The 14,793-nt window shown below is 28.3% G+C and carries 18 protein-coding genes; 10 read left to right on the forward strand and 8 right to left on the reverse strand.

What is annotated here, in order from left to right; translation table 11 throughout:
* Positions 1 to 33 precede the first annotated feature (33 nt).
* The 7 genes from AC2TY9_RS07915 (at position 34) to mnmE (ending at position 5,659) form a co-directional block, all read left to right on the forward strand.
* Positions 34 to 936 carry a uroporphyrinogen-III synthase gene (locus tag AC2TY9_RS07915; protein ID WP_489776857.1) on the forward strand — a complete coding sequence of 301 codons (903 nt, stop codon included), beginning with the start codon at positions 34 to 36 and terminating at the stop codon, positions 934 to 936.
* A gap of 75 nt (positions 937 to 1,011) precedes the next feature.
* Positions 1,012 to 1,146: a 50S ribosomal protein L34 gene (gene rpmH / locus AC2TY9_RS07920; protein WP_044417745.1), complete on the forward strand. Its 135-nt coding sequence runs from the start codon at positions 1,012 to 1,014 to the stop codon at positions 1,144 to 1,146.
* Positions 1,134 to 1,472, forward strand: coding sequence for a ribonuclease P protein component (gene rnpA / locus AC2TY9_RS07925; RefSeq protein ID WP_489780415.1), 339 nt, complete (start codon positions 1,134 to 1,136; stop codon positions 1,470 to 1,472). Before rpmH ends, rnpA begins: the two co-directional genes overlap by 13 nt.
* Positions 1,469 to 1,813, forward strand: coding sequence for a membrane protein insertion efficiency factor YidD (gene yidD / locus AC2TY9_RS07930; protein ID WP_489776858.1), 345 nt, complete (start codon positions 1,469 to 1,471; stop codon positions 1,811 to 1,813). The genes rnpA and yidD overlap by 4 nt, the downstream gene beginning before the upstream one ends.
* Positions 1,797 to 3,401 (forward strand): membrane protein insertase YidC, encoded by a 1,605-nt coding sequence (gene yidC, locus AC2TY9_RS07935; protein WP_489780416.1) that lies wholly within the window; start codon positions 1,797 to 1,799, stop codon positions 3,399 to 3,401. The genes yidD and yidC overlap by 17 nt, the downstream gene beginning before the upstream one ends.
* A 12-nt stretch (positions 3,402 to 3,413) precedes the next feature.
* Positions 3,414 to 4,313, forward strand: a complete 900-nt coding sequence (locus tag AC2TY9_RS07940; protein WP_489776859.1) for a Jag N-terminal domain-containing protein — start codon at positions 3,414 to 3,416, stop codon at positions 4,311 to 4,313.
* A 2-nt stretch (positions 4,314 to 4,315) separates the two neighbouring features.
* The gene (mnmE, locus tag AC2TY9_RS07945; RefSeq protein WP_489776860.1) at positions 4,316 to 5,659 is read left to right on the forward strand and encodes a tRNA uridine-5-carboxymethylaminomethyl(34) synthesis GTPase MnmE; all 1,344 of its coding nucleotides are present in this window, start codon (positions 4,316 to 4,318) and stop codon (positions 5,657 to 5,659) included.
* Positions 5,660 to 5,858: 199 nt separating this feature from the next.
* Here mnmE and AC2TY9_RS07950 read toward each other — a convergent pair whose 3' ends face one another.
* Complete coding sequence (locus AC2TY9_RS07950) at positions 5,859 to 6,761, reverse strand: hypothetical protein (RefSeq protein WP_489776861.1); 903 nt, start codon at positions 6,759 to 6,761, stop codon at positions 5,859 to 5,861.
* 107 nt (positions 6,762 to 6,868) lie between these two features.
* On the opposite strand from AC2TY9_RS07950, the gene AC2TY9_RS07955 reads away from it, so the two are divergent.
* Positions 6,869 to 8,098, forward strand: a complete 1,230-nt coding sequence (locus AC2TY9_RS07955; RefSeq protein ID WP_489776862.1) for a BaiN/RdsA family NAD(P)/FAD-dependent oxidoreductase — start codon at positions 6,869 to 6,871, stop codon at positions 8,096 to 8,098.
* 2 nt (positions 8,099 to 8,100) lie between these two features.
* Here the strand turns inward: AC2TY9_RS07955 and AC2TY9_RS07960 are convergent, their stop codons facing one another.
* Both AC2TY9_RS07960 and AC2TY9_RS07965 read right to left on the reverse strand, forming a co-directional pair.
* Complete coding sequence (locus AC2TY9_RS07960) at positions 8,101 to 8,577, reverse strand: SixA phosphatase family protein (protein ID WP_489776863.1); 477 nt, start codon at positions 8,575 to 8,577, stop codon at positions 8,101 to 8,103.
* A 74-nt stretch (positions 8,578 to 8,651) separates the two neighbouring features.
* Positions 8,652 to 9,152 (reverse strand): SixA phosphatase family protein, encoded by a 501-nt coding sequence (locus AC2TY9_RS07965; RefSeq protein ID WP_489776864.1) that lies wholly within the window; start codon positions 9,150 to 9,152, stop codon positions 8,652 to 8,654.
* A 101-nt stretch (positions 9,153 to 9,253) separates the two neighbouring features.
* Between AC2TY9_RS07965 and htpX the strand changes: the two genes are divergently transcribed.
* A complete protein-coding gene (gene htpX, locus AC2TY9_RS07970) occupies positions 9,254 to 10,105 on the forward strand; it encodes a zinc metalloprotease HtpX (protein WP_489776865.1) in 852 nt (283 codons plus the stop codon).
* A 25-nt stretch (positions 10,106 to 10,130) separates the two neighbouring features.
* On the opposite strand, the gene AC2TY9_RS07975 is transcribed toward htpX, so the two are convergent.
* Positions 10,131 to 10,721 carry a DUF134 domain-containing protein gene (locus AC2TY9_RS07975; RefSeq protein WP_489776866.1) on the reverse strand — a complete coding sequence of 197 codons (591 nt, stop codon included), beginning with the start codon at positions 10,719 to 10,721 and terminating at the stop codon, positions 10,131 to 10,133.
* Between the two features lie 381 nt (positions 10,722 to 11,102).
* On the opposite strand from AC2TY9_RS07975, the gene AC2TY9_RS07980 reads away from it, so the two are divergent.
* Entirely contained in the window at positions 11,103 to 11,441 is a 339-nt protein-coding gene (locus AC2TY9_RS07980; protein WP_489776867.1) for a hypothetical protein, read from the forward strand.
* 84 nt (positions 11,442 to 11,525) lie between these two features.
* Here AC2TY9_RS07980 and aroC read toward each other — a convergent pair whose 3' ends face one another.
* From aroC to AC2TY9_RS08000, 4 genes are read right to left on the reverse strand one after another with little or no spacing between them, the layout of a single operon-like run.
* Positions 11,526 to 12,599, reverse strand: a complete 1,074-nt coding sequence (gene aroC, locus AC2TY9_RS07985; RefSeq protein ID WP_489776868.1) for a chorismate synthase — start codon at positions 12,597 to 12,599, stop codon at positions 11,526 to 11,528.
* A 13-nt stretch (positions 12,600 to 12,612) separates the two neighbouring features.
* Positions 12,613 to 13,284 (reverse strand): ribonuclease III, encoded by a 672-nt coding sequence (gene rnc / locus AC2TY9_RS07990; protein WP_489776869.1) that lies wholly within the window; start codon positions 13,282 to 13,284, stop codon positions 12,613 to 12,615.
* Between the two features lie 4 nt (positions 13,285 to 13,288).
* Positions 13,289 to 13,729: a ribonuclease HI gene (gene rnhA, locus AC2TY9_RS07995; protein ID WP_489776870.1), complete on the reverse strand. Its 441-nt coding sequence runs from the start codon at positions 13,727 to 13,729 to the stop codon at positions 13,289 to 13,291.
* The gene (locus AC2TY9_RS08000; protein WP_489776871.1) at positions 13,704 to 14,753 is read right to left on the reverse strand and encodes a tetratricopeptide repeat protein; all 1,050 of its coding nucleotides are present in this window, start codon (positions 14,751 to 14,753) and stop codon (positions 13,704 to 13,706) included. Before AC2TY9_RS08000 ends, rnhA begins: the two co-directional genes overlap by 26 nt.
* Positions 14,754 to 14,793: the final 40 nt, after the last annotated feature.

Here is a 14,793-nt window from a genome sequence, read left to right on the forward strand (position 1 = left end):
GAAGCTTTATTTTTTATAAAAATGAGAGAGGAAATGAAAAACCTTACACAGCTTTTTGATAATCTAAAATTACTTTATTATGAATATGATAAATATCAAAATAAATTTATAAAAGATAAAAATTGTGATAAAAATAGCTCTTATAAGGAGTTTATTAAACTTACATATGAACTTTCAAAAAATCAAATACAATTTTTTATTGATGAAAAAGGTGATTTAGTAATATCTTCTAAAGATAACTTTCTTGAGCATTTAAAACAAAGAGTTAAAAATATAAATTATGATATTAAAAATAGGAATAAAAATATTTATATCTTAAGTGATAAAAATGTTAAATATGCAAAAAATTTACCACTGATAAATACAAAACCTATTTTAAATAAGATAGATTTAGAAAACTATGATGCACTAATTTTTACTTCAAAAAATGCACTTATACATTTAAATTCAATTACAAAACAATGGAAAGAGATTCCTTCATACGCTATTTCAACCCAAACTGCAAAACAGATAAAAAAATTTGGGGTAAAACCAGCGTTTGTTGGGAAAGAAAAGCATGGCAATGAATTTGCTTATGAACTTATTAAATTATTAAGAAACAAAAAAGTTGCTTATGTTGGTGCAAAAAAAATTGTTTCTAATCTAATTGATATTTTAAATGAAAATAATATAGCTTGTGAACATATAGCTTTATATGAAACAGTATGTATACAATATGAAGAAAAAATTGATTTACCAGATGATTCAATAATTATATTTTCATCCCCTTCAACTATTGATGCTTTTTTCAAAAATGTAAATTGGAAAGACTCTTTTAGAGCAATAAGTATTGGAAAAACAACAATGAAATATTTTCCTAAAAACATAAATGTAAGCATAGCAGATAACACTACATTAGAAAGTTGCGTTCAAAAAGCATTAAATCTAGAAAAATAACTAAAGTTAACCTTAACTTAAGTTTTGTTTAAATATAATACGCGACTTAATTTGTGAATAGAGGAACTAAAGAATATGAAAAGAACATATCAACCACATAACACGCCAAGAAAAAGAACGCATGGTTTTAGAATCAGAATGAAAACTAAGAACGGTAGAAAAGTAATTAAAGCTAGAAGAGCTAAAGGTAGAAAGAGATTAGCTGTTTAAGTAAAGACCACCGTCTTAACAATTCAAAAGATTTTAATCGATTATATAAAAGCGGCAAAAAGTGGCACACGCACTCTTTTGTCGCTTTTTTTACTTCTAGCAATGAGCTGGAAATTGCATTTGTTGCTTCAAAAAAAGTAGGAAATGCTGTAAAAAGAGCGAAGGCAAAAAGAAAACTAAGAGCCTTATGCTTAACTTTTGAAAATAATATTGCCACGGGCAAGTATATTTTTGTTGCAAAAGAAAGACTTTTTGAAAAAACCCATAAAGAGTTAGAAAAAGACTTTATATATGCAATGAAAAAAATGCAACTATATTCAAAATGAAAACACTTTTTAGATACTTAATCAAATTTTATCAACGATACTTGTCTGTAATTTCATTTGGAAGTTGTAGATATTACCCAACTTGCTCAAATTATGCCCTATGGCAGTTGGAAAACAATTCTTTCTTTAAGGCAATTTATTTTACAATATCACGCGTGTTAAAATGCAATCAACTTTTTGCTGGTGGATTTGATTATCCAGTTGTAAAGATTGTAAGGCATAATAATATCAATTTTAAAAAAATAAAAGTCAAATACTGGTTGGTACCAATAGATGACAAAAAATATCTCATAGTAAAAAATCGGGAGTGGAAAACACATAATGATGAATCAACAAAATAACGGTATGCAAAAAAGAATGTTAATAATGACACTAATAGTGTTTGTATTTTTTATTGCTTATGAATTTTTAGTATTAAAGCCTCAACAAGAAGAGAAGGCTAAACAAGCACAAATAGCAAAAGAACAATCACAAAATGCAGCACCTGAAATTGCTTCAAATGTAAGTGCAGTAGCACAACCTTCAAGTGAAGATATGAAAAAGTCAATTTCAGCACTTTCTTCAAAAGCAATTGGAGATTCTGAAATAATTTCAACTATTACAACTGCAAAAAACATTATCCAAATAGATAGTTTAGGTAGAGTTGCTCAAGTTACACTTTTAGAAAGTAAATATAAAGATGAAGAGGGTAATCAAATTAAACTTTTTGAGGCAAATCAATTAAGACCTTTAGAAGTTAGATTTGCAAATGCAGATACAAACGAAAAAGCATTTAAATCTACATATACATCTTCTGCTTCAAAAGTTAATGCTACATCTAGTCAACAAAAACTTACATTAACTCAAAATATAGATGGATTAATAGTAACAAAAGATTTAACATTTTACCCAGATGGGCATTATGATTTAAATGTAAAAACTTCTGAAAAACAACAATTTTTTATTACAAATGGATTTAGACCAAATGTTTTAGTTGATATGTATGCAGATCATGGTGTATATTTAAAACTAAATGATGGGACTATGAGTTTAACTTCTGATGAAAAACTAGATAAAGTTGAATCTCATACAGGAATCAAATTTGTTTCAAACTTTGATAGATATTATGCAACTGTAGCTTATAACTTTGAAAACTCATTACAAGTTTCATTAATGCCTGATGCTTCAAACAATCCACAAAGTTTTATCCATGCAAATGGGGATGTTTCATTTTCAGGTTTCATGGGACCTAAAAACTTTAAAGATCTAGAAGCATTAAATCCTGAATTAACTGATGTTATTGAGTATGGTTGGTTTACATTTATTGCAAAACCTATGTTCTTATTCTTACAATATATTCATGGTATTGTTGGAAACTGGGGTTGGACAATTGTATTTTTAACAATTATTATTAAACTTATTTTATATCCATTATCATACAAAGGTATGGTTTCTATGCAGAAGCTAAAAGATTTAGCTCCTAAAATGAAAGAGATTCAAACAAAATACAAAGATGATAAACAAAAACAATCTATGCATATGATGGAACTTTATAAGAAACATGGTGCAAACCCAATGGGTGGTTGTTTACCACTAATCTTACAAATCCCAGTATTTTTTGCTATTTATAGGGTTTTATTAAACTCAATTGAACTTAAAGGTGCAGAGTGGATTTTATGGATTCACGATTTAGCTGAAATGGATCCATATTTTGTATTACCAATTTTAATGGGTGCTTCAATGTTCTTACAACAAAAAATTACTCCAAATACTATGCAAGATGAGATGCAAAGAAAGATTTTCCAAATGTTGCCAGTTGTATTTACATTCTTCTTCTTGTGGTTCCCTGCAGGACTAACATTGTATTGGTTTATAAACAACGTATTTACTATTTCTCAACAATACTATATTAATAAAATGTTTGAAAAGCAAAGAGCTGCAAAAAAGTAATAGGAGTTTACTATGAAACAATTTGAAGCAAAAACTTTAGAAGAGGTTTATGAATTAGCATCAAATGAATTTGCCTGTTCGATTACACAGTTAAATATTGAGATTATTCAGCAACCAAGTAAAGGGTTTTTAGGGTTTGGTAAGAAATATGCCATAATTACTGCAAGCCCAAAATACAATAATAAAAGAAGAGATAGAAAACCTAGAGAACATAAATTCAAGAAAAAAGATATAAAAATTGAAGAGGTCTCTAAGAAAATTGAAGATTCTAATAAAGAAGATCAAAGAAGAGCTGCTCAAAAAAGAAGAAGAGAAGAAAAAAGAAAAGAGCAGCCAAAACTAAGAGATGTTCCAAAAGTTGAATCAAAAGAAAAAATCTTTGATAAATTTTATGGTGAAGATGCTTCTAAAGGTGAAGTTGCAAAAATTGTTGTGAAAAAAGAAAGACAAAATATTTTAGATGAAGTTGATGAAGGTCTAAAATCTTTATTTGAAGATACTTGTTATGGTATTGAAGATATCAAAGTAGAATTTTATGATGAAGATACTTTATATATTGAATTTACTGGAGATGATTCTGCTTTACTAATTGGTAAAGAAGGATATAGATATAAAGCACTTTCATACATTTTATTTAATTGGATTAATGAAAAATATGGTCTTATGTTAAGACTTGAGGTTGCAGAGTTTTTGAAAAATCAAGAGACTGCAATTTATGCTTATTTAGAACCAGTAATTCAAACAATAAAAGAAAAAGGTTCTTTCAAGACTAAACCTCTTGATGGAATTTTAGTTCATATTGCTTTAAAAAAATTAAGAGATGAATTCCCTGAAAAATATGTTGCAGTTAAGACAAATATTAGGGGAGATAAATACGTACTTGTAAATGAATACAAGTCAAAAGAGCAATAAAATTGCTTAATGATGAAACAATAGTTGCCATTGCTACAGCTAATGGTATTGGTTCAATCTCAATTATTAGAGTTAGTGGTAAAGATGCTTTACCCATAGCTCTAAAACTTTCAAAAAAAACTGACTTAAAACCACGACTTGCCACACTTTCTTCAGTTTATAATTCAAATGATGAAGTTATTGATGAGGCACTTTTAATATATTTTAAAAATCCATTTTCATTTACAGGTGAAGATATTGTTGAGTTTCAATGTCATGGTGGTATTGCTATTTCAAATATTATTATGAGTGAAGTTATTAAACTTGGAGCAAGGGTTGCTCAGCCTGGAGAGTTTTCAAAAAGAGCTTTTCTAAATGGAAAAATTGACCTTACAAAAGCTGAAGCAATTGCTAAAATAATTGAAGCAAGAAGTGAAGATGCTGTTAAGTTATTAGCAAAACAGCTAAAGGGTGAATTAACAGACTTTGTAAATGATATTAGAGAAGATTTACTTTTTATGCTTGCATATACAGAAGTTAATATTGATTATGCAGAAGAAGATTTACCAGATGATATATATTCGCAAATTGAAAAAAAACTAAATAAAATCAAAACTAAATTATCTGATACTTTAGAAGCTAGTCGTAGAAGAGAAGGTTTAATAGAAGGTTTTAAAGTAGCAATTGTAGGAAAACCAAATGTTGGAAAATCTTCACTTTTAAATAAGCTTTTAAACTTTGATAGAGCAATTATATCTGATATAGCAGGAACCACTAGAGATACAATTGAAGAGTCTGTAAAAGTTGGTACTCATATAATAAAAATTGTTGATACAGCAGGTATTAGAGATGCTTCAGATGTTATTGAAAAAATAGGTATAGAAAAATCAATTGAAGCAGTAAATGAAGCTGATATTGTTATAGCACTTTTTGATAATAGTAAAACTTGTGATAGTGAAGATGAAAAGATTTTAGCATTACTTGATGAGAACTCACATAAAGAGATAATCAAAGTTCTTAATAAATCAGATTTAGACAATAATTTTGATAAGTCTAAATTAGAAGAAGTATTTATTGAATTAAGCACAAAAGAGACAATTAATCCTTTAATTTATAAATTAGAAACTCTTCTTGACTCAAATACTCACAGTGATGATATGACATTAATTTCAAAAAGACAAGTTGATTCAGTATCACAAACTCTTTTTCATATAAATGAATCAACTATGCCACTTCAAACAGGTGAATTAGAGTTTTTTGCTTATCATATTAAAGAAGCTTTAGAAAATATCTCTAATATTACAAGACCTTATGAGAATGACCAGATGTTAGATGTTATGTTTGGTGCTTTCTGCCTAGGAAAATGATTTTTTCTTTAAAATTCTGCGTTGTCATAAAAATATAGAAAGTCACATACTACAGTATTCTCCTAGCTATATTTTACTCTTGTCTTGAATTTTCTTGAAAAAATCATTTTCGCTTTGATATTAAGAAAAATAAATATCTCTATTTAAATATAGCTTTTTATATTTTATTAGACAACTTGTTCTGTAGCAAAATCAACACTTATACTTTTAAATCTTTTGTAAACTCCATATAATGGTTACTTTGACTTGAATAGTTTGCTTGATAAGTGTATCCATTTTCATTTGCTTTTAAACGCACTTGGCTTGATTGACTAGAAGAATTTGCTAAAAACACCCCTATGCCATCTTTTTGAGCTGCAACTATATTTATCTCGTTTTTAGAGTTTTTTTGCCAGATTTCAAAATTATCTAAAGTATTTTTTTGTGGTCTATTTTCATCATTATTGATCACATCTAAAATCATTTTATCTCTTTGGCTTAGAAGCTCTTTTAGTTGTTCAAATATATCAACCTTTTCACTTTTTTCCTCTTTATATGAGGCAAAGATGAAATTTAGTTGTTTTATATTTTCTAATGACTTATCATCTTTTTCAAGATTAATTTCAAATGGATTTTTAAATTCATCTTGAATCTCTGCAACTTGGGTTTCATTTTTCTCATAGTACTCTTGGGTAAAAGAAAATTTTAATTCAATATTGTATTCTCCTTCTGGAGTTTTGATTGTAGCACTTGCATCAAATTCAAAAGATATTTTTTCATAATACTCACTTTGATCTGAATAATAAAAAGAAGCAGGAATATTGTTTTCATATGGGGAGTTAGAACTATTTGAAGAATAGTTACCATTTGGAAATAAAGAATAATCTTCTTGGTTTTGATTAAATTGACCTAATATACTTTGTAAAATATTTTTCTGAAAATACTCAGCATTTGTTAAGTCATCTTCATTTGCATATATTACTGGAAAATTATAGTCTCTAACTTCCTCATCATCAATATCTTTATTTTCAAGTTCTTCATTTTCTACAGCAGATATTTTAGCTTCATAAGAAAGTTCAGTTTTTTGGTATTGAGTATAAGTGTTAATTGCAGCAAGTGTCATATCTAATCCTTTAATTAAACTATAATTAAGAATTGTATAATTAATTGTATAAAAATATTTTTAAACTATAAAACTAGTTGTTAATAGCTTTTTGATATTATGTCAACATGAAAAAAGAGCAATATGATTTAATAGTAATAGGTTCAGGTGCAGCTGGAATGATTAGTGCAATTGTTGCAGCAAGAAATGGCAAAAATGTACTTCTTTGTGAACAACAAGGAAAATTAGGACCAAAATTAAAAGCCACGGGTGGTGGTAAATGCAATCTTACAAATACACTTTCAAATGAAGAGTTTATGAATAGATTTGGTAAAAATGGAAGGTTTATGCAAGATGCATTAAATGACTTTAATTATGAAGATTTAATATCCTTTTTAAATAATATAGGAGTTGAAACGCATATTCCTGATGGTTTTAGAGTTTTCCCAATTAGTCATAATGCTGGAACTATCATAAAAGCATTAGAAGAAGAGCTTTATAATCAAAATGTGGAAGTTAAAAACAATACAAAGGTTGAAGATTTAATTTGTGAGGATGAAACAATAATAGGGGTAGAAACTACAAGTGAAAACTTTTTTGCACCAAATGTTATTGTTGCAACTGGGGGTTTAGGTTTTTCTATGCTTGGTGCAAATGGAGATGGTCTTAACTTCGCTAAATCATTAGGACATAAAATTACAGAACTTTATCCAGCTATGCTTCCACTTATTACAAAAGAAAAGTGGGTGGCAAATTGCAAGGCCGATACAATAGCAAAAGCCATTGTAAAAATTGATTTAAAAAAAGCAAAAAATTTAAAAGCAATAGGGGATTTAATCTTTACTCCAAAAGGGATTAGAGGTCCAGTGGTACTTGATTTTTCTAGAGAAATCACACCATTTTTAGAAAAACTTGGTGAAGTTCCATTATTAATTAATATGATAAAAGGGATGAATGAAGAAGATGTTTTTAAACATATTAAAAACAACCCTGAAAAAAATATTGAGAATGTTTTAAACATTTTATTACCAAATTCTGTTGTAAAAGAATTATGCTTATTAGTTGAAGCAGATTTAACAAAAAAGTTTAAAGACTTAAATGGACAAATAAGAGAAAAGCTTGTTAAGATACTAGTAAATACTCCTTTAACAGTTATAGATCATGTTGGTTTTGAAAAGGCTATGATTACTAGAGGTGGAGTTACCTTAAAAGAAATAAATCCCAAAACTATGCAAAGTAAAATTATTGAAGGGCTTTATTTTTGTGGAGAAGTTATGGATTTAGATGGACCATGCGGTGGATATAATCTTCAATGGTCTTTTGCTAGTGGAAATCTTGCAGGAAAACTTTTAAAATAGAGCTAAACTTCTATTAGCTCTATAAAATGTGCATTGGTTTTGTCAATTGATGTCCATGAAGAACAATCAAAATCTATTCTAATTGCATTTGCCATTTTTAACTCTTCTTTATATCCTGTAAAACTTATTGCAAGGGCGGTTAATGATGGATTGTGACCCACAACCATTAAAGTATCAACAGTATCATATGTATATGTAATTGATTCAATGATTTCATTTAAAAAAGCTTGATAGATTGTCTCATTGTACATTACACTTTTTGGATATTCAATTTCATTAGCTACAATTTCAGCAGTAGTTCTTGCTCTAATAGCTGGACTTGATACAATTAAATCAGGACAAATATTCTTTTCTTTTAATTTTTGACCAATTTTTTTAGAGTCTTCTTCACCTTTTGGTGTAAGTTTTATGTCATAATCATATTGGTCTAGATTTGATTCATCTTTTTGTGCATGTCTTAAAATATATAATGTTTTCATAATATCCATTCTAATAAAAAATTATTATTTAAATTTTAAAGGGTTTTAACTTGAAAATTGATAAAACTAAACTATTATTTTTCTAATTGTTTAAATTTCTTTGGGTATTCATATGAAATAAGTTTTGCATTTGTTTTTGTAGCCTCTCTCCAACTTTCACAATCAAATTCTATTTCTACTACACCACAAGTGGGTAGGTTCTCATTAAAGTCAACTAAATAAAAAGCCAACATATTTAATCCCGGATTATGACCAAATATAAATACATCATCATATTCATCTTCAATAAAATTAACAATTTCCAAAAGACTTTTTAAAGATGCTTCGTAGATATATTCATTATATAGAATCTCTTCTTGATATGAAACTCTTTCAGCAATTATTTTAGCAGTTTCCCTTGCTCTATAAGCAGGACTCGAGATAATTAAGTCTGGAATAATATCTTTTTTTGCAATGATTTTACCCATAAATGGCGCATTTTTCTTGCCTCTTTTATTTAAGGGTCTATCATAATCATCTAATGAAGGATTTGACCAATCAGATTTTGCATGTCTAATTATAAATAGCTTTTTCATCATATCTCTTTATTCTTTGCTATAATATTATAACTAGTTTATTAAAAATTTATTAACTTTATTGTGTTAGAATTTTTAAAATTTTAAAATAAAGGAGACTTATGGAACAAGCAAAAACAGTTTTTTTATTAGCATTACTTACAGTTTTATTTGTCTTTGTTGGTTTTTATGTTGGCGGAACTAATGGTATGTTAATAGCATTTTTAATTGCAGGAGGAATGAATTTTTATGCATATTATTATTCAGATAAACATGTATTAAAACAATACAATGCAACGCCAATTGAAGATACACGACATCCAATTTATCAAATAACATTTAGGTTAGTTCAAAAAGCAGGATTGCCTATGCCAAAGGTTTATTTAATACCAGACCATACCCCAAATGCTTTTGCAACAGGTAGAAATCATGAAAATGCAGCTGTTGCAGTTACAATGGGATTATATGAGATGTTAAATGAAAAAGAGTTAGAAGGGGTTATTGCCCATGAACTTTCCCATGTAAAACATTATGACATTTTAATTGGTACAATAGCAGCAGTTTTTGCTGGGGCAATTGCTATGCTTGCAAATATCTTACAGTTTGGAGCAATATTTGGAGGAAACAATAGACAAGGTGGAAATCCTATTATAATGATTATAATGGCTATTATTTTACCATTAGCTGCATCTGTGATTCAAATGAGTGTTAGTAGAAGTAGGGAGTTTATGGCCGATGAAGGAGCTGCAAGATTAACAGGAAATCCTGCTGGTTTGCAAAGTGCTTTATCGAAACTTGAAAATTATGCAAGGCGTGGACATCAAATACATAATGCCACAGAACAAACTGCTCATATGTTTATAATTAATCCATTTTCAGGAATGAAATCATCTTTTGGAAATCTTTTTAGAACTCATCCAACTACAGAAGATAGAATTGCTAGATTGGAAGAATTAAAGCATGAATTAGAATAAACAATCAGTTTATACTGATTGTTTATTATTGGAATAAGTCTACTATCTTATCCTCTGTAATATCTTCTTGTAAAATTGGATAAATACCTTTTGCTATCAAAGAGATTTTTAAATCATAATCAATATCTTGTAGCATAAAATAGTTAGTAGCATAGTCATACAATACATCTGGAAGAATATTACATGGCACATCATCATTATTCCCATAGGCAGGATTCGTAATACAATTTGAAGACTTTAGTTTGTAATCTTTAATAAAATAGATCCAAATATATTTTGCTTCAGCATTTGAATATTCAAGTTTTGTATTACTATTTGAACAAATTGCAACATGAAATTCATTTTTAATCTCATGAACTTTTATATTACTACCTGTAATTAAAGCTAAGGAAATTTTTTTTCTTGCACTTTTTATAATTCTTGCAAATGTAGCTCTAGATACATTCATCTTTTTTGCTGCATCCTCTTGATACATACAGAATGAATCCATTAGATGAATAGCCTCAAGCTCTTCATGCAACAAAATCACATCTTGTTTAGCTTGGATATCTTTAGGTCCAAAGTATTTAGATACGGGCTTTAATTCTAACTTTCTTTCAAGTTTCTCTCTTGCCATTTATAACCTTAAAATTGATATATTAAAATTTTAACACAAATTAGTTGAATTATACTTGACATATGTTCAGAAAATTGATACAATTCTGACATATGTTCATTTAAGCAGTTATTAGTTTGACACAATAATCACTTAATATAATTATACAATATAAAATGTTTGATCTTCTCTCTACGGTAACCCTAATGGTTCCCGATATTGTACAAATTGTATATAAATATAAGCTTTAATAGAATGTATTTTAAACATCAGTTTGGTTAGGATAAAAATACATAATTGTCTTTTCCCTAGTCATTACTTTTTTTCACTCGTCCTAGCGACTGATGTTTCAATTTCTTTTTTAAATGCATTGAATTTAATAATCTAATCTAAGGAGCTTAAATGCTTAGAGTAGTCTTCCCTACAAATCAAAAGATGAGTTACCTATCAGTTCTTGAAAGTAATTTTGAAGAATCAGAATATTTAACAGTTTTAGATTTAAATGGACAGAATATTTCAGATGTTCAGATTATAAAAAATCCACATCCCCATACTGCAATCGAAATTATAAACGAATGTAAACAAGAGAGATTTGGAGTTTTAATTCTTCCAGAAAATGAAGAGTTACCTTTATCTGAACTTAAAAAAAGTGGTGTATCTGTTTTCCTTACAGATTCAAAAAAAACAGTACTTGATACATATAGTGATTTTATAAACGATAAACTACATAAATTAAGTTAAAAAAAAGCGGAGATAAACTCCGCTTGCATCCTTTCAACTTAACCAAAGTAAAGGACAGAAGAATACTACAAAAATTTACTTTAATTAATTATAAATTTTCTTGATGTTATTTATATTACTACTTAAATTTAATAAAGCCATATCTGCTAAAACTAAAGCCATCATAGATTCAGCTACAACACTTCCTCTTACAGCAACACATGGATCATGTCTACCTTTTAGTTCACATTCAACTTCATTGTTATTAATATCTATAGTTTCTTGTTTTATAAAAATTGAAGGTGTTGGCTTAAAATAAACTTTTACATTTATGTCATCACCGTTTGAGATACCACCTAAGATACCTCCACTATGATTTGATTTAAAGCCTGAACTTCTAATTTCATCATTATTGTCTTGCCCTTTTAATGAAACAGATTCTATCCCTTCACCTATTTCTACACCTTTAACAGCATTGATTCCCATCATTGCATTTGCAATTTGTGAATCAAGTTTATAATAAAGTGGTTCACCAAGACCAATAGGGCAGTTTTTTACATTTACTAGAGCAACACCACCTACTGAATTATGCTCTTTTTTTGCATTTAAGATAGCTTCTTTTTGAAAATCTTCTTTTGATTTATCTAAGGCGAATATTTCTGAGCCTTTAGCATATTCAAAATCAAAAGAACTTCCCTTGATTCCATCTATTTCACAAATACCACTTTGAATTTTTACACCAATTTCATCAAGCATTAGTTTTGCAATAGCTCCAGCTGCAACTCTAGCTGCTGTTTCCCTTGCAGAACTTCTTCCACCACCTCTATAGTCTCTAATTCCATATTTATGAAAATATGTAAAATCTGCATGACCAGGTCTAAATAGATCTTTTACATTTGTGTAATCTTTGCTTTTTTGATTCTCATTAAAAATCACCATAGAGATTGGAGTTCCTGTTGTAACACCTTCAAAAACACCACTTAAAATCTCAACCTTGTCACCTTCTTTTCTAGATGTTGCATAGGCATTTTGTCCGGGTTTTCTTCTATCCATTTCATTTTGAATAAAAGATTCATCTATTTTAATTCCAGCTGGAACACCATCCACAACACAACCTAAAGCCTTTCCATGACTCTCCCCAAATGTTGTAAATCTAAATTTTTGTCCAAACGTATTCATTATAACTCTTCTCTTACTTCTTTAATTTTTCAATTGCTATTTTTGCAACAGCTTGCTGTGCAAGTTTCTTACTTTTACCAATAGCTTTCCCATATGATTTACCATCTATCCAGATTGATATTTCAAACTCTTTTTTATGGTCAGGTCCATAAGAACCTTCAATTTTATATTCTGGAATTGAACCAAATTCTGCTTGTGTTATCTCTTGTAAAGCAGTTTTGTAATCACTAAATAAAACATCAAGATTGATTTTATCATATGAATTTTCTAATAAGTTTAAAATAATTGGTTTTAGTGTTTCTAAACCGGATTCTAAATATATAGCTCCCATGATTGCTTCAAATGCATCTGATAAAATAGAAGCTTTAGTTCTACCTTTATTTCTTTCTTCTGCATTTGAAATATAAATATAATCTCCAAGTTTAATATCATTTGCAAGTTTTGTAAAACCTGTTTCATTAACTAAACTAGCTCTTATTTTTGATAAATCACCTTCATTTGATTTTGGAAATTTTTTAAAAAGATATTCCCCAACAATCAAGTTTAAAACGGCATCTCCTAAAAATTCCAGTCTTTCATTGTTATAAGGTTTTTTATAACTTTTATGCGTAAGTGCTTCGATTATCAGATCTTTATTTTTAAACTGATAAGCCAAACACTTTTCTAATTTTGAATAATCATCCATTAATTCATTCTCCTTTTAAATTTTCAGCTTGTGAGCGTGCAAGTATATCACATCTTTCATTATGTTCATGCCCAGCATGACCTTTTACCCAAGTAGCATTGACTTTATGCAATCTACTAACTTCTACATATTCCTGCCAAAGTTCTAAATTCTTAACAGGTTTCTTTGATGCAGTTTTCCAGTTATTTTTAATCCAAGAATTAAGCCATTCATTTATCCCTTTTACAACATAAGTTGAATCAGAAATAATATTAACAATGCAAGGTTCTTTTAAAGCTTTTAATCCTTCAATTACACCTTTTAATTCCATTTGATTATTTGTTGTATTGTCACATGCTCCAGAAAGTTCCCTTTCTTTTCCTTTATAATCTAAAATAGTTCCCCAACCACCAGGTCCTGGGTTTCCTAAAGACGAGCCATCACTGTAAAGATTGATTTCTTTCAATTAAGTCCTTTACTATATTATGTTTTACTTCAAAACTTAAAATTGAGTGACAACGTGGACACCTTGTATCAAACATAGGGTGTATTTGTTTACATGAATTACAAATAAATTCAAAATCAATTGTAGCTGGAATTTTATGCTCATGTTTATTTAAAGCGATTAAGATATCAAATACAAAGTCATCACTATGATCTAATGTATCTAAGTAACCTTTTGCATTGTAAAGTTCATTTAGAAACTTATTATTTGAAACTTTTTCAAAATCAATATCATCAAAATTTAAGTACCACATTAAATCGGTAAATTTTTTTGGTTCAAACTCATCTAAGTGATTCCAAAAAAACTCTTTATTGTATCTTATAAAATAGCTCGCAGCAAGTCTTTGAATCTCATTGTTTTCTTTAAAGATTTTATAAAGCTTTTCACCTTTTTTTTCAAAAGATTCTAAAGGATCATTTATTATGCTCAAGGTATCAATAAAAACTTTATCTTTTTTTGTGTCCTCTCCAATCTCATCTAAACACTCAATAACCTCTTTTGTTTTTTCATACTCTTTTAATTTTTCGTTTATAATAAGTAAGTGGTGAAGAGCTTTTTTATTTCTAGGAGAAAATTTTAAAATTCTTAAAAATATATCCCTAGATCTTTGCATAAAACCACTTTTAAAATATGTTGTTCCAAGTAGTTCTAATAATTCTTCTTTTTTTACCCTATCTGTAACAATCTCTAAAAGTGATAAATAAACTGATATAGCTTTGTTGTAATTACCTTTTTGTAGGAAAGTTGATGCTAAAAGAATAATTGAATCAAAAGGAAGGTTATAAGTTTTATAAAGATGTACATAATCTTCTTCTTTTAATTTTCCAATCTCAAATCTTCTTAAAAGTTTTTTATAATCTTTTCTAGCCTTTTTCTCTTTATAAATAGAAAAAGAGTGAGTTAAGAAAGATATTGCAAAAATAAGTGCGAAAAGAACTACAACACCAAATAGTGGATCTCTATATTCTAAGAGTATACTGTCCAAGAAAAACCTCATTTTAAATTTGAAATAATATATCATAAAA

The organism is Arcobacter sp. ISO1 (genome assembly GCF_058105185.1).